The following is a 19263-nucleotide window of genomic DNA, read 5'->3' as shown; positions in this document are numbered from 1 at the left end:
GGGTTTCCGCGGCGTCCCGCGTCCCCTGTCGTCAAGCATGAGCGCCCCGGCGGATCTCCGCGCGGGGCCGGTGGCGCAGCCCGATCGGAGCGGGGACCCCTGCCCCGGCGGCGCGGCCCCGGCACGGGGCTTGCCCCTGGAAACAGGACTGGCTTTCGCGCCCGTTCTGAGGGATCACGCGGGGTCGCTTGTCTCGCGTGAGCCCCGCCCGAGCACCGCCCCGAGGCCATCGTGTCGCGTCCCGAATCGTCTTCGAACCGCCTGTCCGGATTGCTGCCCGCCTTGGGCCGCAAGACCCTGGTGATGGGCATCCTCAACGTCACGCCCGATTCCTTCTCCGATGGCGGCCTGTTCGACGCGGCGCCGGCCGCCCTCGCCCAGGCCGAGGCCCTGGTGGCGGAGGGGGCCGACCTCGTCGATATCGGCGGGGAATCGACCCGGCCCGGCCATGTCCCGGTCCCGGCGGAGGAGGAGCAGGCCCGGGTCCTGCCCGTGATCGCGGCGCTCGCCGGCCGCCTCTCCGTCCCGATCTCCATCGACACCTACAAGGCCTCGACCGCCGCGGTGGCGCTGAAGGCGGGCGCGGCCATCGTCAACGACGTCTGGGGCCTGCAGCGCGAGCCCGACATCGCCCGGGTCGCCGCCGCCCACGGCGCGCCGGTGATGATCATGCACAACCGCGAGACCATCGACGGCACCCTCGACATCGTCGCCGACATGCTGCGCTTCTTCGAGCGCTCGCTCACCATCGCCCGGCAGGCCGGCATCCCGGATACCGACATCGTGCTCGATCCCGGCATCGGCTTCGGCAAGAGCTGGGCGCAGCATCTGGAGGCCCTGCGGCGCCTGCCCGAGATCCGGGCCCTCGGCTTCCCCCTCCTCGTCGGCGTCTCCCGCAAGAGCCTGCTCGGGCGCCTGCATAATGCGGAGACCGCGCCGAAGGACCGGCTGATCGGCTCGCTCTCGGCCCATGTGCTCGCCGCGACGCTCGGCGCCGACATCGTGCGCGTCCACGACGTGCGCCAGCACGTGGAGGCCCTGCGGGTGGCGGATGCGGTGATGCGCCCGGAGGCCCGCCCGTGAGCGACCGCATCCTCGTCCACCGCATCGCGGTCTTCGCCTATCACGGCCTGCTGGAGGAGGAGGCGCGGATCGGCCAGCGCTTCTACCTCTCCCTGGAGGGGCGCCTCGACCTGTCGCAGGCCGGGCGCAGCGACGCCATGGCGCACAGCGTCAGCTATGCCGACCTGACCGAGATCGCCGTGCGGATCGCCACCACCCGCCGCTTCGCCCTGATCGAGGCCCTGGCCGAGGCGGTCGCGGCGGAGATCCTCGACCGCTTCCCCCGGATCGACGAGATCCGGGTCCGGGTCGACAAGCCGGCCGCGCCGGTGCCGGCGGTGATCGATGGAGTCAGCGTCGAGGTCCGGCGCCTTCGGGAGACACGGGGATGAGCCGCGCCTATCTCGGCCTCGGCAGCAATATCGGCGACAAGGCCGCGCTGATCGCGGCCGCCGTGGACAAGCTCGCCGCCGCCCCCGGCATCCGGGTCGTGGCCCGCTCCGGCGATTACCGCACCCCGCCCTGGGGCGAGACCGACCAGGACTGGTTCCTCAACGCGGCCCTTGGCATCGACACCGACCTGACGCCTCACGACCTGCTCGAGACCTGCCTGCGCATCGAGGCGGCCCTTGGCCGGGTGCGCGAGCGGCGCTGGGGACCGCGGCTGATCGATATCGACGTGCTGTATTTCGAGGGCGCGGAGGTCTCGGACGAGCGCCTCGTCCTGCCGCACCGCTACGTGCGCGAGCGCGCCTTCGTGCTGGTGCCGCTCGCCGAGATCGCCCCCGACCTGGTGATCGGCGGCGAGAGCGTGACGCAGGCCCTGGACAAGCTCGACCGCACCGGGATCGAGCGGGCCGAATAGGGGCGGCTTCCCGCCCCTATTTCGGGCCGTCCTCGAGGAGCTTGTTCTCCTCCTGGTCGAGGAGCGGCACGTCGTAATCGCGCAGGACCTTCTCGATATCCGCCCGGCGCTTGCGCAGGACGGTGTTGAGGCTGCGCTTCCACTCGTTCTCCTCGTGGCGCACCCCCATGGAGACGCGGAAGGCGAGCGGCGGCCGGTCGGGCTCGTGCAGGAGGGGCACCACCTCCATCGCGGTCCCGCTCTGCCGGGCGAGCCAGCCCGCGGCGGGCCCCCACAGGATCGCGGCGTCGAGCTTCTTGGCGGCGAGGTCGGCGATCACCTCCGCGGCCACCGTCTGGAATGTGCGGTCCGCCCCGAAGGCGTAGGGCGCGTAGGCATGGGTGTTCCCGGTCAGTCCGAGTGCGCCCAGCCGGTCCGTCGGCGGGGTACCGCCGATGATGCCGATCTGCTTGCCCTTGAGCTTGGGATCGTCGAGCCGGTCGACGCCGGACAGGTCGCCCTTCCGGGAGACCAGCACATAGGCCGAGCGGTAATAGGGATTGGTCGGCTGGACGATCTCGCCGCCGGAGGTGCCGATGATGACGTCGCACAGGCCGCTGCCCAGGGTGTTGCGGACGAAGCCCGGCCCCTGCGTCAGCCAGTAATAGCGCACCTTCACCTTGAGCTCGTCGGCGACGATCTCGGCGATCTTGTTCTCGAAGCCATCCCCCTTGCGCTCGGAGAAGGGCATGTTGCCGGGATCGCTGCAGACACGGAGGACATCCGTGGTGACGAGATCCGGCAGATTCTGCGCGAGCGCCTCGCGCGCCCCTGCCGAGATCAGCAGGAGCGCGGCGAGGGCCGCGGCGAAGGGGCTCTGGCGCGACATCAGCCGCCCAGGCACTCCTTCTCGGTCTTCTTGGCGGCTTCCGGCTTGTCTTCCTTGTCGCTCGGGCGGACGCGGCCCATAGCGCCGGCGGCGCGGGCTTTCAGGTAGACGTAGAGGTCGTCCGCGTAGCACATGACGTTCTTGTTGTCGCCGAAGGCGGGCATCACCTTCTGCTCGGCGGCGTTCACGTCCTGCTTGCCGCCGGCGAGGATGCCGATGAACTCCTCGTAGGAGAGGTGCTTCAGCGAGTCCTTGAGGGCCGGGGCGTAGGTCGAACCCATGCCGTCCGGGCCGTGGCAGACGTGGCACTCGGCGTGATAGCGGCGGTAGCCGGAATAGGCGTACCAGTCGACCTTCTTGCCCTCGTTGGTGACGTGGAAGGTCGGGTGGCCGTCCTTGTCGAAGTACTTGCCGTCATCAACCTTCACCGCGGCATCCTGCTTCAGGAGCTTCTCGTCCGGCTCGGCGCTCTTGTCATTGGGGTTCAGCGAGTTGGCGAGGGCCGCATCGGGCTTCGCATCCTCGGCCTGCACGGCGACAGAGGAGACCGTCCCGAGCGCCAGGGCGGCGACGAAAACCTGGAGCGCGGACTTCTTCATATTGAACAACGACGTCTCTCCCCGAGAGGTTGATGTTGATATTGCGCCGCAACAAGGTGCGGCGGGGTTCCCTCTAATAAGCGGGACATAATCATAAAGATGCCGGCGCGGAAACCCGCGCCGGCACCATTTGGTCGATGGCTGCTATGCGACTTAGTTGTTCGGCAGCGAGAAGACGGTCAGCTGGCCGCCGAGGTTGGTGTAGCTCGACAGGGCCGCGTAGCCGCCCACCGCGCCGAGGCCGGCATTCGGGTCGGTCAGGCCGGCCGCGAGGCCGATGCCCGCCCAGCCGCCGACGCCCGACAGGACGGCGATGTGCTGCTTGCCCTTGTGCTCGTAGGTCATCACGTTGCCGATGATGCCCGACGGGGTCTTGAACTTGTAGAGTTCCTTACCCGTCTTCGAGTCGACGGCCTTCAGGTAGCCCTCGAGGGTACCGTAGAAGACCACGTCGCCCGCCGTCGCCAGCGCGCCGTCCCAGGCGGAGAACTGCTCGGGGTTCGACCACTTGATCTTCCCGTTCACGCCGTCCCAGGCGATGAAGTTGCCCATGCCGCCATGGCTGTTCGGCGCGGGGTACATCGACAGGGTGGCGCCGACATAGGGTTGGCCCGGGGTGTAGCTCACCCGGAAGGGCTCGTAGTCCATGCAGACGTGGTTCGTCGGCACGTAGAACAGCTGCGTCTTCGGCGAGTAGGCCGCAGGCTGCTGGTCCTTGGAGCCGAGCGCCGCCGGGCAGATGCCCTTCGAGTTCACGTCCTCGCCGTTCTGCTCGGTCGAGTACTTCGACACGACCAGCGGACGGCCGTAGGTCTTGGAGCCCTTGTCCATGTCGACCTTGGTGGCCCAGTTCACCGCCGGGTCGTACTTCTCGGCGACGAGCAGCTCGCCGGTGGCACGATCGAGGGTGTAGCCGAAGCCGTTGCGGTCGAAGTGGGTCAGGAGCGGACGCTCCTTGCCGTCAACCTTCTGATCCGTGAGGATCATCTCGTTGATGCCGTCATAGTCCCACTCGTCGTGGGGGGTCATCTGGTAGACCCACTTGGCCAAGCCCGTATCCGGGTTACGCGCCCAGATGGTCATCGACCACTTGTTGTCGCCCGGACGCTGCTTGGGGTTCCAGGTCGAGGGGTTGCCCGAGCCGTAGTAGAACAGGTCGAGCTTCGGATCGTAGGAGAACCAGCCCCAGGTGCAACCGCCGCCGGTCTTCCACTGATCGCCTTCCCAGGTCTTCAGCGAAGAGTCCTTGCCGATCGGCTTGCCGAGGGCAGTGGTCTTCTCGGGGTCGACGAGGAGCTGGTCGTCCGGGCCTTCGGAGTAGCCGCGCCACACCTTCTTGCCGGACTTCAGGTCGTAGGCGGTGACGTGGCACTGCACGCCGAACTCGCCGCCGGAGATGCCGACGATGACCTTGTCCTTCACCGGGAGCACGGTGGCGGTGTTGGTCTCGCCCTTGGACGGGTCGCCGTTCTTGACCGACCAGTTGACCTTGCCGGTCTTGGCGTCAAGCGAGACCAGGGTGGTGTCCGCCTGATGCAGCAGGATGGCGCCGTCGGCATAGGCCAGGCCGCGGTTGACCGTGTCGCAGCACATGACCGGGATCACGGACGGATCCTGCTTCGGCTCGTACTTCCACACGATCTTGGCGCCCTGGTCGAGGTCGAGGGCGTAGACGATGTTCGGGAAGGGGGTGTGGACGTACATGATGTTGCCGACGACGAGCGGGGAGCCCTCGTGGCCGCGCAGCACGCCGGTGGAGAAGGTCCAGGCGACCTGGAGGTTCTTCACATTGCTGGCGTTGATCTGGTCAAGCTTGGAATAGCGGGTGTTGGCGTAGTCGACCGTCTGAAGCGCCTGTTCCGCCGGGTTGGCGATGGACTTCAGCACGCTTTCGTTGGCGAGGGCCGGGCCAGCAGCCGCAAGCCCCGCACCGAGTGCGAGGAGATGTACCGCTCTCATGGATTCCTCCGGCAGGTCTTTGACAGCAAGCCGCAAGTAAACTCGCGAATTGCTGCTGACCTGCTGTTTGCGACAGGGATTGAAATTCGCTTCAGAAACTCACGACACGCAGAAAGTCGCTCGTTAGGCTCTTGAGCCTCCCGTTCGTCCCCCATCGTTTCGGGTCGAGACCGCCATCCCTCGCGGCCTCCTCAGTCCGAAGCTTGAATGAACTCTAAGAAAATTTCGGGCGCCGTCAACTCGCTTCCTCAAGCTCAGGAGCCGGTTCCATCAAGTCGAAACGCGGTCAAAACGGGACGCCTCTTTGCGCTGCTTCGCACACGAAGTTATTGCATCGCACAATTACGAGATCGTGAGCGAAATTCCATTTGCCGCACCTTGGCCCCGACTCATGTTCAGGCCGCATGTCGAGCCGGATAACATCCGGTCCTCCATGTCTCTGGCGCCGCCTCCGAAGGTGAGAACCCGTGCAGGACGATCATTCCTCGAATGAGGGGCGTGGTGCGTTGCGGTATTGCGAGGACGCGCGCTCAAAACGGCTGGATGTCCGGAGGTCGGATTCCTCGTTTCCGGAGCTTATGGGGGATGCGTTCTCTCGCCGCACAAGCCTTCCGTAGAAACTACGGAGAGCGGCGCAAGGGACGGAAATTCGGGAGAAAGCCCCGTTCAACCCGCGATGATGCCGGGGAATCGGAGGGAGAGATCGGCCCGGGTCTCCTCGGCCCAGCTCCGGGAGCGCTCGTGCCGGAGCAGGTCCAGGGACACTGTGCCGAGAAGATGCGCCGGACGCGCCGAGACGAGGAGCAGCCGGTCGGCGATGGCGATCGCCTCGTCCACGTTGTGGGTCACCATCAGCACGCTCGTGCCGGCACGGGTCACCGTGTCGACGACGATCCTCCGCAGGGCGGCGGCGGCGGTGTCGTCCAAGGAGACGAAGGGCTCGTCGAGCACGAGCAGGCGAGGGTTCAGGGCAAGGGCTCGGGCCAGCGCCACCCGGCGCTGCATGCCGAGGGAGAGCGCGCCGGGATAGCGGTCGCGCCAGGGCGCGAGCCCGAGGGCCTCGAACAGCGCATCGAGGTCGCGTCCGCGCTCCGCCCGCGGCAGGCCGAGGCGTACGTTCTGCTCCACGCTGCGCCAGGGCAGGAGCCGCGGATCCTGGAACACCATAGCGATGCCGAGCGCCGCCGGATCCGGCATAACGCTGCCCGCGTAATCCCGGTCGAGGCCGAGCAGGATGCGCAGGGTCGTCGTCTTGCCGGCCCCCGAGGGGCCGATCAGGCAGGCGATCTCCCCGGCATGGATCGCGAAGGTCAGGTCGCGCACCGCCTCGACGGCCTGGGTGCGGGCGCGCCGGTAGACCTTCTCGGCGATCGCCACAGTCAGGAGCGGCGCATCCCGGTCCGTCCGCAGGGGAGCCACCTCAGCGCCAGCGGCGGACATGGGCATCGAGGGGCTGGAGGATCAGGGTGTCGATGGCGAGCATCACCGTCATGAAGACGAGGCTGTAGCCGATGACCGCGGTCACATCGAAGAGCTGGAAGTAATAGTTGATGGCGAAGCCGACCCCGTTCGGGCGTCCGAGCAGTTCGACCACCAGCACGATCTTCCAGGCGAGCGAGATGCCGGAGCGCGCCGCCGCGACCGCGAAGGGCTGGAGCTGCGGGACCAGCACATGGGCAATCCAGGTGCGCCGGTCGAAGCGGTAGGTCCGGGCCATCTCCTCGAGGCCCGGATCGAGGCCCCGGGCGCCCTCGCGCATGATCACCGCCACGTTCGGCAGCTTGTTGAGCGCCACCGCCACGATGGCCGCGGTCTCGGTCAGCCCGAGCCAGACATAGGCGAGCACGGTGATGACGAGGGCCGGGGTGTTCAGGACCACGAGGAGCGGCGTGTCGAGCAGCCGGTCGGCGGCCCGCGAGCGCCCGAGTGCGATGCCGAGCAGCACGCCGAGGCTCATGGCGATGACGAAGGAGACGCCGACCCGGGCGAGGGTGACCCCGACATTGAAGAAAAGCTGGCCCGTCTCGGCCTCGCGCAGCACGAAGGCGGCCACCGCCTCCGGCGAGGGCAGGGTGCGCACCTGCGCATAGACGGCCGCGCCCTGCCAGAGGGCGAGCAGCACCGCGAGAGAAGCAAGGCGAGCGAGGAGGGCCATCCGGTGCGGGGCGGCTCGGCCGGATTCAGCCGTTGCCGGAGGCGTCGAGGTAGAGATGGTCCGGCAAGGACTTGGCGCCGCCCGTGAGGGCATCGCCTCCGAGGCGCGCCAGCGTCGCGAAGATGCGCTCGCCGTCGGCCCGCTCGGCGGGAACCGGCCGGCGCGGGATGCCGTCGAGGAAATTGCGCTTCAGGGACGCGAAGGTCGCCGTGTCCTCGGCGGCCATCAGCGGGCGCACGATCTCCCAGGCCTCCGGCTCGTTGGCGAGCAGCTCCTTGGCGGCCATGGAGGCCCGGGCGAAGCCCTGCACCGCCTCCCGGCGCTCGGCCACCGCCTGCTGCTCGAACAGGTAGCCGATCAGCGCCACCGGCCCCTGCGCCCCGAAGGCGCGCATGATGTCGTCGGCGCTGACGAGGCGGCGGAAGCCCTTGGCCTCGAGGCGGGCGCAATATTGCCAGTAGAGCAGGGCGGCATCGAGCTCGCCGGTCTCGAGCTTCTGGGTGAGGAGCGGGGGCGCGCCGAAGGCGAGCTGCGCGGCGGTCTCGATGTCGATGTCGCCGGTCTCCTTGCCCTGGGCCTTCAGGAGGATCCAGTTCTTGTCGAGGGCGCCCCCGGCCACGCCGAGCTTCCGGCCCGCGAGATCCTTGAGGGACTTGATCGGGCTGTCGGCGGGCACCATCAGCGCGCCCTCGGTGGTGGAATAGGGCACGAAGCGCACCCCCCTCCCCTCGCTCCGCAGGCGCGCGGCCCAGATCAGGTCGCCGACGATGGTGTCGAGCTGCTTGCCCTGGAAGGCGATGCGGGCGGCGTCGTTCCCGGCGAGCTTGACGATCTCGAGGGTGAAGCCGTTGGCCTCGTCGAGCTTGCGCGCCTTGATCACGGCCGCTTCCCAGGAGGCCGTGCCGAAGGGCAGGACCCCGAGCCGGATCGTGTCGGAGGCCGCGCGGGCGGGGCGCAGGCCCGGCAGGGACAGCAACGCCGCCGTCGCGATGAGACCGCGCCGTGACAGCATGGCCGGAACCTCCCCTGTGCCTTGTCGGCGGCCTTGTCCTCGCTCGCGCGAACCGGCACCACCCTTCAAGAGCTTCTTATAAGACGCGGTTCCCCGGCGTCCACCGGGGCAAGCTGCCCTCCCCTGCGGCACGGCGGCCTTGCGGGCCAGTCCGCCCGCGTTAGCTCGCCCTCGAAACGGGACCTGAAGGAGGATGCGATGAGCGAGGCACGCAAGACCGTCATCGACGACGCGACCGTGGAGGCGCGGCTGAAGAGCGAACTGCCGACCTGGCGGCTGGAGGACGGCTGGATCCGCCGCACCTACAAGACGGCGGGCTGGAAGGGCACGCTGATGATCATCAACACGGTGGGCCACCTCGCCGAGGCAGCCTTCCACCATCCCGACATCACCGCCTCCTATGCCTGGGTCGAGGTCCGGCTCGTCAACCACGCCGCCAAGGGCATCACCGAATCGGATTTCGCCCTGGCCAAGAAGATCGAGGAGGTGGTGATGTGGCAGCCGGGCCGGGAGGACGGTCCTCTGCAGGGAACGCCGGACGATCCGCGCTTCGCCTATATCAAGTACGAGAAGTGAGCCTGAAGCCTTTGCCGTGACGTGTGCGCTCACGCCGAGCCGGTGTCCGGTCGGCGGAGAGCGCTCCAGGGCGCTCACTGCGGCTCCTTCACCCGCCGGCACTCGGTTTTGAGGTAGCTCGTCTTGCCGACCTCGTCGCGCAGGTCGGTGCGGGCAATGATCTCCTGCCAGCCGCTGGTGCAGCCGAGCTCGTTGGCGACCCGCACCTTGCGGACCTCGCTCGCCCGGTCGTCGGTGCATTCCCCCTGTGGGATGCCGTTGGCGCAGACGAGGACCACGGCGATGAAGGCGTTCATGGGGGTTCCGGGCTCCCGGCCTGTGACTCCGATGGAGGCTTCTACGCGCGGGGCCCCGCCGGGGTTTCCGGCCGTGGATTCGTCCCGCGATCGGGCAGGTCGACAAGGGTCCGGTTAACGATCCCGCAAGCTTCCGTTCGCGGTCGCGGTCGCCCGCGTGCTAGTCAAGTCTTGGCGAAGATGTGCGCAAGATCTGCGTAGATGACGTAGACGAGCCGCCCGGTTCTAGGCGGGCGCCACCTTCGGTCAGGGGCACGATCGGGGGCGGACATGGCGTCGGGCGGTGCGGAGACGGGCGGGCAGACGGGCCGGCTCCTGGAGCTCGACGCCCTGCGCGGCGTGGCCGCGCTCCTGGTGCTCGTGCTCCACTACACCGCCGGCTTCGACAACGAGGTCGGCTGGCACGGCCATCCGCCGCTGTTCCGCCTGTCCTCGGGCCATCTCGGCATCGCCCTGTTCTTCGTGATCAGCGGCTTCGTGATCGCGATGACCCTGGAGCGCTCGCGGAACGGGCTCGACTTCGCCGTAGGCCGCTTCGCCCGCCTCTACCCGACCTTCTGGACCTGCGCCCTGATCACCACGGGCGCGATCCTGGTCACGGGCTTCAACCCGTTCCACCTGACGGTCCCCGGCTTCGCCGCGACGCTGACCATGCTGAACGGGCTCACCGACCTGCCCTTCGTCGACCCGTCCTACTGGACGCTGACGCGGGAGCTCCTGTTCTACGCCTTCCTGGCCACGGCCTATTTCACCCTGGGGCCGCGCGCGCTCACCGGCGTGGTCTTCGCCTGGATGGTCGTCACCGCGCTCTACAACGTCTTCGTGATGGACGAGAACATCTATGCCTGCCGCACGGCGGCGGGCTGCGGCGGCATCCTGCTCAACGCCACCTTCGCCCATCTCTTCGCCCTCGGGGTGATGGGCTACAAGATCCACCGCGGCGAGCGCACGCCCTTCGTCTGGATCACCCTCGCCGCCGCGGCGGCTTCCGGCAGCGTCTATCTCTGGCCGCTGAGCGGCTTCCAGCCGATGAACGCGGTCAAGAGCGTGCTCTATCTCGGCCTCGTCCTGCTCGCCGCGGAGGGCCTCCTCCGCGTGCTGCGCTGGCGCGTGCTCGTGTTCTTCGGGACGATCTCCTACGCCCTCTACCTGCTGCATCAGGTGATCGGCTACGCGCTGATCGGCGCCCTGGTCGCCCGCGGGCTCGATCCGAACCTCGCGATCCTGGCCGCCTTCGCCCTCGCCACGGCGCTCGCCGCCGCGGTCTGCTTCGGCGTGGAGCGGCCGGCGCAGCGGGCGATCCGCCGGGCCTATGCCGTCTTCCGGGCCCGCGGACCCTCGGCCGCCCTCGCCCCGGTCGCGCAGGCCGGGCGCTCCTGATCGCGGTCGGGACCCTGGCCGGGCTCAGCCGAGGGTGAGGATCCGCTCGGCGGAGAAGGTCTTTCCCTCGACCGGGTTGGCGACCCAGCGGCAGCGGCCGATGGCGAGGTCGTGGCCGGCATGGAAATGGCCGGAGATCCAGAGGTCGGGCCGCTTCGCGTCGGGGAGATCGTCGAGGAGCGTCGTGGCGTAGAAGGCCGGCACCCACCAGGGCACTCCGGGCGCGTCCCGGAACGCGTCCGCCGCCAGGGGGCTCGCGGGATGATGGGTGACGACCACGGTGGGGCCGGCGAAGGGCGCGTCCAATGCGGCGAGCAGCGCCGCCTTGTCGGCCTCGTGCGCCCGCATCGCATCCTGCGGCGACCAGGGCGTGCCGTCCCCGTTGCGGATCGAGCCCCGGTATTCCCGCGAGCCGGTGACCGGATCGGTCATCCGCGCCGCCGCAAAGGCGACCGGGTCGGCCGGGCGGTCCGGCGTGGCCTCGGTGAGCCAGCGGCCGGCGAGCGACCAGTCGCTCCACAGGGTCGCGCCGAGGAAGCGCACCCCCGCGATCTCCACCCGCGCGCCCGACTGGAGCAGGTGCAGGGCCGCGCCCTCCCCCCTCAGCCGGGCGACCTCCGCCTCGAGGGCCGCCATCAGTTCGGGGGCGGTGCGGGGATCGCCGGTCGGCGCGTAGCGCTCGTGGTTGCCCGGCACCAGCACCACCGGCCGGCCCGCGGCGAGGTCGAGCACCGCCGCGAGCCCCTGTTCCGGATGCCCCTCCCAGAGGTCGCCGGCGCAGACCAGCATGTCGAAGGCCGCCGCGTCGGGGCGCGGGATCAGGTCGAGCCGGCGGCGTTCCAGATGCAGGTCGGAGAGGGGGAAGAGGCGAAGCACGGAATCGGGTCTCTCGTCGTCAGGCGCGCAGGTCGTCCGCCGCGGCCCGCCGTTCGGCCCGGGCGGCCTTGAGGATGTCGGCGGCGGAATCGGCGTTGAGGAGGGCGATGCCGAGGCCTGCCACGAGGTCGGGCCAGGGCGACAGGGTCGCGGCGGTGATCAGCCCGGCGGCGACGATGCCGAGATTGGCTGCGACGTCGTTGCGGGCGGAGAGCCAGGCGGCGCGGGTCAGGCTGCCGGCGCCCTCCCGGTGGCGGGCGAGCATCAGGGCGCAGGTGAGGTTGACCGCGAGCGCCCCGAGGCCGGTCAGGGTGAGCGGCACCGCGGCCGGGGCGGTGAAATCCGAGAACTTTTCCCAGGCGGCCCAGGCCGTGGCGAGACCCGGCACCAGCAGCACCCCGGCCAGCGCCGTGCCGAGGCGCGCCCGGTTGCGTGCGCTCCAGCCCAGGCCCGCGAAGATCAGCAGGTTGATCGCCGCGTCCTCCAGGAAGTCGAGGCTGTCGGCCAAGAGCGCGATCGAGCCGATGGCGAGCGCGACCCCGATCTCGACGCAGAAGGCGGCGAGGTTCAGGCCGGCCACCCGGGCGACGACCGGGCGCAGGCTCGGCGGAATCGGGCGTCTGGACACGGGCACGATCTCCGGAGGGCGGGCCGGATGCTGATGGCGTGTGCCGCGCGTGCTGTCGAGGTCGGGGATCGGCGCGGCGAAGGCGGGATCCGGCCCCTCGCCCGCACCCGGTCCGCATCGGGCGCCCTGTATATCGTATACGCGGACACACGGGCTGGATTTGCGCGCGCGCCTGTGCAAGGCGAAAGCTTCGCCGCGCGCCCCCGTGCGGCCGCGAGCGAGAAGAATCGAGGGGGAGGCGAGAGATGCTGCCCGAGCTGCGCGTTCTGTATTTCGAGGATCTGGAAGTCGGGCTGACGGAGATCCTGAAGAAGGAGATCTCCTCCTCCGACGTGGTGGGCTTCGCCGAGATCACCGGCGACCGCAACCCGATCCACCTCTCCGAGCATTTCGCGGCCCGCACCCCCTTCGGCACCCGCATCGCCCACGGCCTCTACACGGCGGGCCTGATCTCGGCGGTGCTCGGCACCCGCCTGCCCGGCCCGGGCGCCGTCTACATCTCGCAGACCCTGAACTTCCGCGCGCCCGTGCGCATCGGCGACACCGTCGAGGTGAAGGTCGAGGTCGCCGAGCTGATCCCCGAGCGCCGCCGCGCCCGCCTCACCTGCACCTGCTCGGTGGGCGACGAGGTCGTGCTCGACGGCGAGGCCCTGGTGAAGGTGCCCAAGAAGGAAGAGGCCGACCCGCTCGCCATGCGCATGGGCGGCGGCCGCGCCTGACGCGGCCCCGGACGCCCCTTCGGATCAGGCCCGGCCGCCGATGCGCCGGGCCGCCTCGAAGCGGTTGAGGAAGCGGGGCTCCTTCTCCGGGGCGATGCGGATGGCGAGGTGGATCCGCCCGCTCTCCTCCGCCCGCCGGTCGAGCACCTCGGCGTTCTCGTAGAGCCAGTTGAGCGCCGCCCCATCCTCCGGCGGCAAGGTGAGGGCGAAGGTCGAGCGCGCCTGCGCGATCCGCCCCTCGATCCGGGCGGAGAGCGCGTCGAGCCCTTCCCCCGTCAGCGCCGAGACGAGGACCGGGCCGGGCTGGCCGTCCCGGGCCTGGCCGGTGAGATTGAGGAGCCGGGTGCGCTCCTGCGCGTCGAGCAGGTCGGCCTTGTTCCAGACCTCGATGATCCGGTCGGCATTGGCGGCGATGCCGAGTTCGCGCAGCACGCCCTCCACGTCCTCGGCCTGGGCCTCCGAATCGACGTGGCTCACGTCGCGGACATGGAGCAGGATGTCGGCCTCGATCACGTCCTCCAGGGTCGCCCGGAAGGCGGCGATCAGCGAGGTCGGCAGGTCGGAGATGAAGCCGACGGTGTCGGACAGGATCACCGTCTCGCCATGCGGAAGCTTCGTCGCCCGCGCCGTCGGGTCGAGGGTGGCGAAGAGCATGTCCTGCGCCTTCACCTGCGCCTTGGTGAGCGCGTTGAACAGCGTCGACTTGCCTGCGTTCGTGTAGCCGACCAGCGCCACGATCGGATAGGGCACCCGCGCCCGGCTCTGCCGGTGCAGGCCGCGGGTACGGGTGACCGCGTCGAGGTCGCGCTCGATCCGGGTCATCCGCTCCTGGATCATGCGGCGGTCGGCCTCGATCTGGGTCTCGCCGGGGCCGCCGAGGAAGCCGAAGCCGCCGCGCTGACGCTCCAGGTGGGTCCAGGAGCGCACGAGCCGCGACTTCTGGTAGGCGAGATGGGCGTGCTCGACCTGAAGCGTACCCTCACGGGTCGAGGCGCGGCGCCCGAAGATCTCCAGGATCAGCCCGGTGCGGTCGATGACCTTGGCGCCCCAGGCCTTCTCCAGGTTGCGCTGCTGGACCGGCGAGAGGGCGCAATCCATCACGACGAGGCCGATCTCCTCCGCCTTGACGAGGCCGGCGAGCTCCTCGACGCGGCCCTTGCCGAGATAGGTCGAGGGCCGGATGCGCGGCAGCTGGACGGCGCTGGCCTGGACCACGTCGAGGTCGATGGCCGCGGCAAGCCCCACCGCCTCGTCGAGCCGCGCTTCGCCGGAGCGCGTGGGCTCGGTGCCGTCCGCGGCGGCCCGCTGCGCCGCGCGGCTGAGATAGGGGCCGACGACGAGGGTCCGGGTCGAGGCGGCGATCTCGCCTTCCGGTGCGGCCTGCGCCTGCAGCCGCGCCTCGCCGGGGAGCAATGGTTCCGTCATGACGTCCTCGTGACACCCTTCGGCATATGGGGCCCGGGGCGCGGTTCCGCAGCCTCATGCGTTGAAAACCCGCCATGCCATCGCCGGAACGCCGAGTCGATGCCGGGCGCGCCCCGGATCCCGAGAGGGCGGGAGGGACCGCTGCCATTCGCCGCCCTGGGCAGGGGCGGCGGGATTGGCTATGTCGCGCTTCGCGGCCCGGGAGGGCCGGGAAGGCCGCGAGGGAGGCGGCGGGAAGCGTGAACGACCGCCGCGAGACCGACCGCATCGAAGCCGAGCTGCATCGCCAGTCCTCGAGCTCCGATCCCTTCGCCGCTGCCGTGCGGGCGACGCGAATGCCGATGCTCGTCACCGATCCGAGCCGGCCCGACAACCCGATCGTCTTCGTCAACGACGCCTTCACCAAGCTGACCGGCTACACGCGCGCGGAGATCCTCGGGCGCAATTGCCGCTTCCTGCAGGGACCGGAGACCGACCCGCGGGACGTTGCCCGGATCCGCGACGCGGTCGAGCGGCGGGTGCCGATCGAGATCGACCTCCTCAACCACAAGAAGAGCGGTGAGGTCTTCTGGAACCGGCTCCTGATCTCGCCGGTCTTCGACGAGGATGGGGTGCTGACCTACTTCTTCGCCTCGCAGTTCGACGTCACCCTGGAGCGCGACCGCCTGGTGCGCCTGCAGAACGACCGCGACGCCCTGGAGCAGGAGGTCGAGCGGCGCACGGGCGAGCTGACCCGCAGCGAGGGCCGGCTGCGCTTCATCCTGGAGGCGGGGCGCTTCGGCACCTGGACCCTCGACCTCGCGGACCGGCGGCTCGTCACCTCCGACCTCTGCCGCGAGAGCTTCGGCCGCCACGCCACCGATCCCTTCACTTACGACGATCTCGTCGCCGCGGTCGTTCCCGAGGACCGGGAGCGGATGCAGGCGGCGATGCACCGCTCGATCGCCCGCAAGGCCGATTACGACATCGAGTACCGCGTCCGCACGCCCGCGGGCGAAGTCCGCTGGCTGCAGATGCGGGGTCAGACCGCCTACCGGGCGGATGGCGAGCCCCTGAGCATGGCCGGCGTCTCCCTCGACGTGACGGAGCGCAAGCGTGGCGAGGAGCATCGCGCCCTGCTCGCGGCCGAGCTGAACCACCGGGTCAAGAACTCGATGGCGACGATGCAGTCCATCGCCCACCAGACGCTGCAGAACGCGGCCTCGCTGGAGGAGGCCCGCAAGACCCTGGACGCCCGCCTGCATTCCCTCGCCTCGGCACACGACGTCCTGACCCGGGAGAGCTGGGAGGGGGCGACCCTCGCCGAGATCGTGGACGGCGCCCTGCAACCGTTCCGGGTGCCCTCCGGTCGCCGCTTCAAGACCGGCGGCCCGGACGTGCGGCTGCCGCCGCGGCTGGCGCTCGCTTTCGTGATGGCCCTGCACGAGCTCGCCACCAACGCGGTGAAATACGGCGCCCTCTCCAACGAGGAGGGCCGGGTGATTTTGAACTGGGAGGTGGACGGCGTCGCCGAGCCACGGCTCCTGGTGCGCTGGGAGGAGATCGGCGGTCCGCCGGTGACGCCCCCGAGTCGCCGCGGCTTCGGCAGCCGGCTGATCGAGCGGGTCCTGGCGGCCGAGCTCGAAGGCAGCGCCCGTCTCGACTACCGGAGGCAAGGCCTGGTGCTCACCGTCGACGCGCCGATGCCCCGGCTCAAGCGCGGCGAGGCCGATCACGGCTGAGCGCCCCCGGAGCTGCGGGGCGCAAACACCTTCGTCGGCCCGGCTGCGGAACCAATTGCGTCGCAGCCCTCACAGCCTGTATAGCGTTGTCTTCCCCATTCAGCGTGAGACGGTTCGCTTGGGTCCGGCCGAGGCCGGAGACGGCGCCCCTTCGCCCCGGCAAGGCGTTTCCGCCACGCGAGAGAGATTCGGAGTCCGCGCCATGTCCCAGGGTCCCCTGATGCCGAAGGCGACGGCCGTGTGGCTGGTCGAGAACACCTCCCTCGCCTTCGAGCAGATCGCCGATTTCTGCAAGCTGCACCCCCTCGAGGTGAAGGGTATCGCCGACGGCGAGGTCGCGGCCGGCATCAAGGGACTCGATCCGGTCACCACCGGTCAGCTGACCCGCGAGGAGATCGAGAAGGCGCAGAAGTCGCCGCATTACCGGCTCAAGATCGCCGTCTCCAAGGTGAAGCTGCCGGAGGTGAAGCGCACCACCAAGGGGCCGCGCTACACCCCCCTGTCCCGCCGCCAGGACCGGCCGAACGCCATCCTCTGGCTGCTGCGCAACCACCCCGAGCTCAAGGACGCACAGATCATCCGGCTCGTCGGCACCACCAAGGCGACGATCCAGCAGATCCGCGACCGCACCCACTGGAATTCCGGCTCCCTGCAGCCGATGGATCCGGTGACCCTCGGCCTGTGCTCGCAGATCGACCTCGATTTCGAGGTCCAGCGGGCCGCCAAGGACCGGCCCGCGGTCAAGCCCGGCGAGGGCGGTGCCACGCTCCTGCCCACCGAGGTCTCCACGGCGCCCGCAGCCGAGACTGAGCAGGGCGAGGAGAGCGAGGACGATCTCAACGCCGATGCGGTCTTCGCCAAGCTCAAGGGCATGCAGCGCGTCGACGAGGACGACGAGGACTGATTTCTTAAGCCCTCGGTTCCGACGGGGAGCGAGGCGGGGGCTCCCGCTGCGGGTGCCGGCGAAGATGCCGGCATGGATGTCGCGCCGGGCCGGCCGGCGTTCCGGCCGCTCGGCGGATCAATGGATCAGCCAGACGTGGAAGCCCCCGCTGCGGCCGAGCGCGCGCGCCTGCGCGCCTATCTCCTGCTCACCTTCACCGCCTTCCTCTGGGGCTGCAACGCCGTGGCCGGCCGCTGGGCGGTCGGGCAGGTCTCGCCCCAGGCGCTGACGACCCTGCGCTGGGCGATCGGCTTCGCGGTGCTCGCGCTGTTCGCGGGGCGGCGGGCGGTCTCGGAACGGCAGGCCCTGGCCCGGCGCTGGCGGTACGTCCTCGCCATGGGCGCGGTCGGCTATACCGCCTTCGCGAGCCTGTTCTATCTCGCCGGCAACTACACCAGCGCCGTCAACGTGGCGCTGTTCCAGGGGGCCATCCCGGTCCTCGTCCTCGTCATGAATTTCCTCGCGCGCGGGGTGCCGGTCGGCCTCGGCCAGTCGCTCGGCGTCTGCGTGACGCTGGCCGGGGCGGCCGTCGCCGCCACCCACGGGGATTGGAACGTGCTCAGGACCCTGTCCTTCAACCAGGGCGACCTGATCATGCTCGTGGCCTGCCTGTTCTATGCCGGCTACACCGTGGCGCTCGCGGCCCGGCCGAAGGTCGACGGCGTCGCCTTCTTCACCGCCATGGCGGCGGCGGCCTTCCTGACCTCCCTGCCGCCCCTCGCCGCCGAATGGGCGCTCGGCCGCCTGATCTGGCCGACGCCCTGGGGCTGGGCCATCGTCGCCTTCGTGGCGGTCGGGCCGACCCTCGTCGCCCAGCTGTTCTTCATGCGCGGCGTCGAGCTGATCGGGCCGAACCGCGCCGGCCTGTTCGTGAACCTCGTCCCCGTCTTCGGTGCCCTGCTCGCCGTGCTCGTCGCCCGCGAGCCCTTCGGACCGGGCGAGGCCCTGGCGCTCGCCCTCGTGCTCGGCGGCATCCTCATCGCGGAGCGCACCGGCCGCAGGAAGGCCTGACCGCGGGCCGGGCACATCCGGGCCTCCGGGGCGTTGTCCGCGGTCGGTTCCGGCAGAGGCGGATATGGGACAGGGCGCGCGGCAAGAGATCGGGGCGATGCGGGAGGGGGGAGGCGGTCGCCTGCGGCCGTGGCCCGTGGCAGGCGCCCTCGGCCTGCTGCCGCTCGCGGCGGCGGGGGCCTGGATCGCCTGGAGCCATCTCGCGAAAAACCGGCCCCGGCCGCTGCATCCGGCCCTGTCCGGCCGGCTCACCCGCTTGCACAGCCGGGTCGGCCGCCTCGGGCTCTATGCCGCGGACACGCAGCCCGGCTGCCCGCTCCTCCTGATCCATTCGGTCAACGCGGCGGCGAGCGCCTACGAGGTCCGGCCGCTCTACGAGCATTACCGCCGGGAGCGTCCGGTCTACGCCCTCGACCTGCCGGGCTTCGGCTTCTCCGAGCGCGCGAACCGGATTTACACGCCCCGGCTGATGGTGGATGCGATCCGGATCGCCGCCACCGAGATCTCCGGCCGCCACGGCGGCATCCCCCTCGACGCGATCGCCCTATCCCTTTCCTGCGCCTATCTCGCCCGGGCCGCCCTGGAGAGCCCGGGCCTGTTCGCGACGCTGGGCCTGATCAGCCCCGTGGGCTTCGACGAGCGCCTGTCCGGAGAGGGACCGCCCGACGCGGATCGCGGCCGCCGCATCGCCCGGGAGCTCGCCGCCTTCCCGCTCTGGGGACGGCCGCTCTTCGACGCCCTCGTGAGTCCGCCGAGCATGCGCTTCTTCCTGGAGAAGACCTGGGGCTCGCGGGATATCGACGAGGGGCTGTTCGCCTACGACCAGCTCACCGCCCATCAGCCGGGCGCCGAGCACGCGCCGTTCTCCTTCCTGTCGGGCTATCTCTTTCCCGACGACACCACCCGTCTCTACGAGAGCCTGAAACTGCCGGTCTGGATGCTGCGCGGGGCTCGGGGCGACTTCGTCGATTACCGTCGGATCAGCGCCGTGGCGGGCCGGCCGAACTGGACGCTGGAGCGGCTGCCGACCGGCGCCCTGCCGCATTTCGAGGCGCTCGGCGCGGTGGTGCGCGCCTACGACGCCTTCTCGGAAAAGGTGCGGCCGTCCTGAAGTTCTATGTCAGGTTGTGTACCGAGATGACTTGATCCCCGGACATGTCCCGGCGCA

General features: G+C 70.0%; 20 protein-coding genes. 10 read left to right on the top strand and 10 right to left on the bottom strand.

Translation table 11 applies throughout. The features are described 5' to 3' along the window. The first annotated feature begins 303 nt into the window (after positions 1-303). Genes folP through folK form a run of 3 tightly spaced genes read left to right on the top strand, consistent with a single transcriptional unit; the run spans position 304 to position 1927 of the window. Entirely contained in the window at positions 304-1083 is a 780-nt protein-coding gene (folP, locus tag MFF21_RS09525; protein ID WP_238310927.1) for a dihydropteroate synthase, read from the top strand. Beyond that, a complete protein-coding gene (gene folB / locus MFF21_RS09520; RefSeq protein ID WP_238310903.1) occupies positions 1080-1454 on the top strand; it encodes a dihydroneopterin aldolase in 375 nt (124 codons plus the stop codon). Before folP ends, folB begins: the two co-directional genes overlap by 4 nt. Then, positions 1451-1927 (top strand): 2-amino-4-hydroxy-6-hydroxymethyldihydropteridine diphosphokinase, encoded by a 477-nt coding sequence (folK, locus tag MFF21_RS09515; RefSeq protein ID WP_238310902.1) that lies wholly within the window; start codon positions 1451-1453, stop codon positions 1925-1927. The genes folB and folK overlap by 4 nt, the downstream gene beginning before the upstream one ends. A 16-nt stretch (positions 1928-1943) precedes the next feature. Here folK and xoxJ read toward each other — a convergent pair whose 3' ends face one another. The 6 genes from xoxJ to MFF21_RS09485 all read right to left on the bottom strand — a co-directional run bounded on the left by xoxJ (position 1944) and on the right by MFF21_RS09485 (position 8520). Further along, positions 1944-2795, bottom strand: a complete 852-nt coding sequence (xoxJ, locus tag MFF21_RS09510; RefSeq protein ID WP_238310901.1) for a rare earth element methanol dehydrogenase accessory protein XoxJ — start codon at positions 2793-2795, stop codon at positions 1944-1946. Continuing rightward, positions 2795-3394, bottom strand: coding sequence for a c-type cytochrome, methanol metabolism-related (locus MFF21_RS09505; protein WP_238310926.1), 600 nt, complete (start codon positions 3392-3394; stop codon positions 2795-2797). The genes xoxJ and MFF21_RS09505 overlap by 1 nt, the downstream gene beginning before the upstream one ends. A 153-nt stretch (positions 3395-3547) precedes the next feature. Further along, positions 3548-5353 (bottom strand): lanthanide-dependent methanol dehydrogenase XoxF1, encoded by a 1806-nt coding sequence (xoxF1, locus tag MFF21_RS09500; RefSeq protein WP_238310900.1) that lies wholly within the window; start codon positions 5351-5353, stop codon positions 3548-3550. A 666-nt stretch (positions 5354-6019) separates the two neighbouring features. After that, positions 6020-6793 carry an ABC transporter ATP-binding protein gene (locus MFF21_RS09495; RefSeq protein ID WP_238310899.1) on the bottom strand — a complete coding sequence of 258 codons (774 nt, stop codon included), beginning with the start codon at positions 6791-6793 and terminating at the stop codon, positions 6020-6022. Next, positions 6774-7508: an ABC transporter permease gene (locus MFF21_RS09490; RefSeq protein WP_238310898.1), complete on the bottom strand. Its 735-nt coding sequence runs from the start codon at positions 7506-7508 to the stop codon at positions 6774-6776. Before MFF21_RS09490 ends, MFF21_RS09495 begins: the two co-directional genes overlap by 20 nt. 25 nt (positions 7509-7533) lie before the next feature. Next, a complete protein-coding gene (locus MFF21_RS09485) occupies positions 7534-8520 on the bottom strand; it encodes an ABC transporter substrate-binding protein (protein ID WP_238310897.1) in 987 nt (328 codons plus the stop codon). Positions 8521-8718: 198 nt separating this feature from the next. Between MFF21_RS09485 and MFF21_RS09480 the strand changes: the two genes are divergently transcribed. Next, positions 8719-9096 (top strand): 4a-hydroxytetrahydrobiopterin dehydratase, encoded by a 378-nt coding sequence (locus MFF21_RS09480; RefSeq protein ID WP_238310896.1) that lies wholly within the window; start codon positions 8719-8721, stop codon positions 9094-9096. A 74-nt stretch (positions 9097-9170) separates the two neighbouring features. On the opposite strand, the gene MFF21_RS09475 is transcribed toward MFF21_RS09480, so the two are convergent. Then, positions 9171-9392, bottom strand: coding sequence for a hypothetical protein (locus MFF21_RS09475; RefSeq protein ID WP_238310895.1), 222 nt, complete (start codon positions 9390-9392; stop codon positions 9171-9173). A 270-nt stretch (positions 9393-9662) separates the two neighbouring features. Here MFF21_RS09475 and MFF21_RS09470 point away from each other — a divergent pair, with 270 nt between their 5' ends. Continuing rightward, the gene (locus tag MFF21_RS09470) at positions 9663-10772 is read left to right on the top strand and encodes an acyltransferase family protein (RefSeq protein WP_238310894.1); all 1110 of its coding nucleotides are present in this window, start codon (positions 9663-9665) and stop codon (positions 10770-10772) included. 24 nt (positions 10773-10796) lie between these two features. On the opposite strand, the gene MFF21_RS09465 is transcribed toward MFF21_RS09470, so the two are convergent. Further along, positions 10797-11648: a metallophosphoesterase gene (locus MFF21_RS09465; protein ID WP_238310893.1), complete on the bottom strand. Its 852-nt coding sequence runs from the start codon at positions 11646-11648 to the stop codon at positions 10797-10799. A 19-nt stretch (positions 11649-11667) separates the two neighbouring features. Beyond that, on the bottom strand, positions 11668-12276 hold the full coding sequence (locus tag MFF21_RS09460; protein ID WP_238310892.1) for a cation efflux transmembrane domain-containing protein: 609 nt from the start codon (positions 12274-12276) through the stop codon (positions 11668-11670). 245 nt (positions 12277-12521) lie between these two features. Here MFF21_RS09460 and croR point away from each other — a divergent pair, with 245 nt between their 5' ends. Beyond that, complete coding sequence (gene croR / locus MFF21_RS09455) at positions 12522-12995, top strand: 3-hydroxybutyryl-CoA dehydratase (protein ID WP_238310891.1); 474 nt, start codon at positions 12522-12524, stop codon at positions 12993-12995. Between the two features lie 24 nt (positions 12996-13019). Here the strand turns inward: croR and hflX are convergent, their stop codons facing one another. Further along, positions 13020-14420 (bottom strand): GTPase HflX, encoded by a 1401-nt coding sequence (gene hflX, locus MFF21_RS09450; RefSeq protein WP_238310890.1) that lies wholly within the window; start codon positions 14418-14420, stop codon positions 13020-13022. A gap of 239 nt (positions 14421-14659) precedes the next feature. Between hflX and MFF21_RS09445 the strand changes: the two genes are divergently transcribed. The 4 genes from MFF21_RS09445 (at position 14660) to MFF21_RS09430 (ending at position 19206) form a co-directional block, all read left to right on the top strand. Next, positions 14660-16141 (top strand): HWE histidine kinase domain-containing protein, encoded by a 1482-nt coding sequence (locus MFF21_RS09445; RefSeq protein WP_238310889.1) that lies wholly within the window; start codon positions 14660-14662, stop codon positions 16139-16141. A 202-nt stretch (positions 16142-16343) separates the two neighbouring features. Beyond that, the gene (locus MFF21_RS09440; RefSeq protein WP_238310888.1) at positions 16344-17045 is read left to right on the top strand and encodes a DUF1013 domain-containing protein; all 702 of its coding nucleotides are present in this window, start codon (positions 16344-16346) and stop codon (positions 17043-17045) included. A gap of 120 nt (positions 17046-17165) precedes the next feature. Next, a complete protein-coding gene (locus MFF21_RS09435) occupies positions 17166-18095 on the top strand; it encodes a DMT family transporter (protein WP_373324971.1) in 930 nt (309 codons plus the stop codon). A gap of 97 nt (positions 18096-18192) precedes the next feature. Next, complete coding sequence (locus MFF21_RS09430; protein ID WP_373324970.1) at positions 18193-19206, top strand: alpha/beta fold hydrolase; 1014 nt, start codon at positions 18193-18195, stop codon at positions 19204-19206. The last annotated feature ends 57 nt before the right edge of the window (positions 19207-19263 follow it).

Origin of the sequence: Methylobacterium organophilum (genome assembly GCF_022179465.1) — a bacterium.
GTDB lineage: Bacteria > Pseudomonadota > Alphaproteobacteria > Rhizobiales > Beijerinckiaceae > Methylobacterium > Methylobacterium organophilum.
Note: the sequence above shows the minus strand (reverse complement) of the source record. Positions and strands in the feature narration are given on the sequence as shown.

Bases quoted from the DNA above. Each gene is read 5' to 3' on its own strand.
- folP (WP_238310927.1), top strand. From the start codon at position 304: ATGGGCATCCTCAACGTCACGCCCGATTCCTTCTCCGATGGCGGCCTG.
- folK (WP_238310902.1), top strand. From the start codon at position 1,451: ATGAGCCGCGCCTATCTCGGCCTCGGCAGCAATATCGGCGACAAGGCC.
- xoxJ (WP_238310901.1), bottom strand. From the start codon at position 2,795: ATGTCGCGCCAGAGCCCCTTCGCCGCGGCCCTCGCCGCGCTCCTGCTG.
- MFF21_RS09505 (WP_238310926.1), bottom strand. From the start codon at position 3,394: ATGAAGAAGTCCGCGCTCCAGGTTTTCGTCGCCGCCCTGGCGCTCGGG.
- xoxF1 (WP_238310900.1), bottom strand. From the start codon at position 5,353: ATGAGAGCGGTACATCTCCTCGCACTCGGTGCGGGGCTTGCGGCTGCT.
- MFF21_RS09495 (WP_238310899.1), bottom strand. From the start codon at position 6,793: ATGTCCGCCGCTGGCGCTGAGGTGGCTCCCCTGCGGACGGACCGGGAT.
- MFF21_RS09490 (WP_238310898.1), bottom strand. From the start codon at position 7,508: ATGGCCCTCCTCGCTCGCCTTGCTTCTCTCGCGGTGCTGCTCGCCCTC.
- MFF21_RS09485 (WP_238310897.1), bottom strand. From the start codon at position 8,520: ATGCTGTCACGGCGCGGTCTCATCGCGACGGCGGCGTTGCTGTCCCTG.
- MFF21_RS09480 (WP_238310896.1), top strand. From the start codon at position 8,719: ATGAGCGAGGCACGCAAGACCGTCATCGACGACGCGACCGTGGAGGCG.
- MFF21_RS09475 (WP_238310895.1), bottom strand. From the start codon at position 9,392: ATGAACGCCTTCATCGCCGTGGTCCTCGTCTGCGCCAACGGCATCCCA.
- MFF21_RS09470 (WP_238310894.1), top strand. From the start codon at position 9,663: ATGGCGTCGGGCGGTGCGGAGACGGGCGGGCAGACGGGCCGGCTCCTG.
- croR (WP_238310891.1), top strand. From the start codon at position 12,522: ATGCTGCCCGAGCTGCGCGTTCTGTATTTCGAGGATCTGGAAGTCGGG.
- hflX (WP_238310890.1), bottom strand. From the start codon at position 14,420: ATGACGGAACCATTGCTCCCCGGCGAGGCGCGGCTGCAGGCGCAGGCC.
- MFF21_RS09440 (WP_238310888.1), top strand. From the start codon at position 16,344: ATGTCCCAGGGTCCCCTGATGCCGAAGGCGACGGCCGTGTGGCTGGTC.
- MFF21_RS09435 (WP_373324971.1), top strand. From the start codon at position 17,166: ATGGATCAGCCAGACGTGGAAGCCCCCGCTGCGGCCGAGCGCGCGCGC.
- MFF21_RS09430 (WP_373324970.1), top strand. From the start codon at position 18,193: ATGCGGGAGGGGGGAGGCGGTCGCCTGCGGCCGTGGCCCGTGGCAGGC.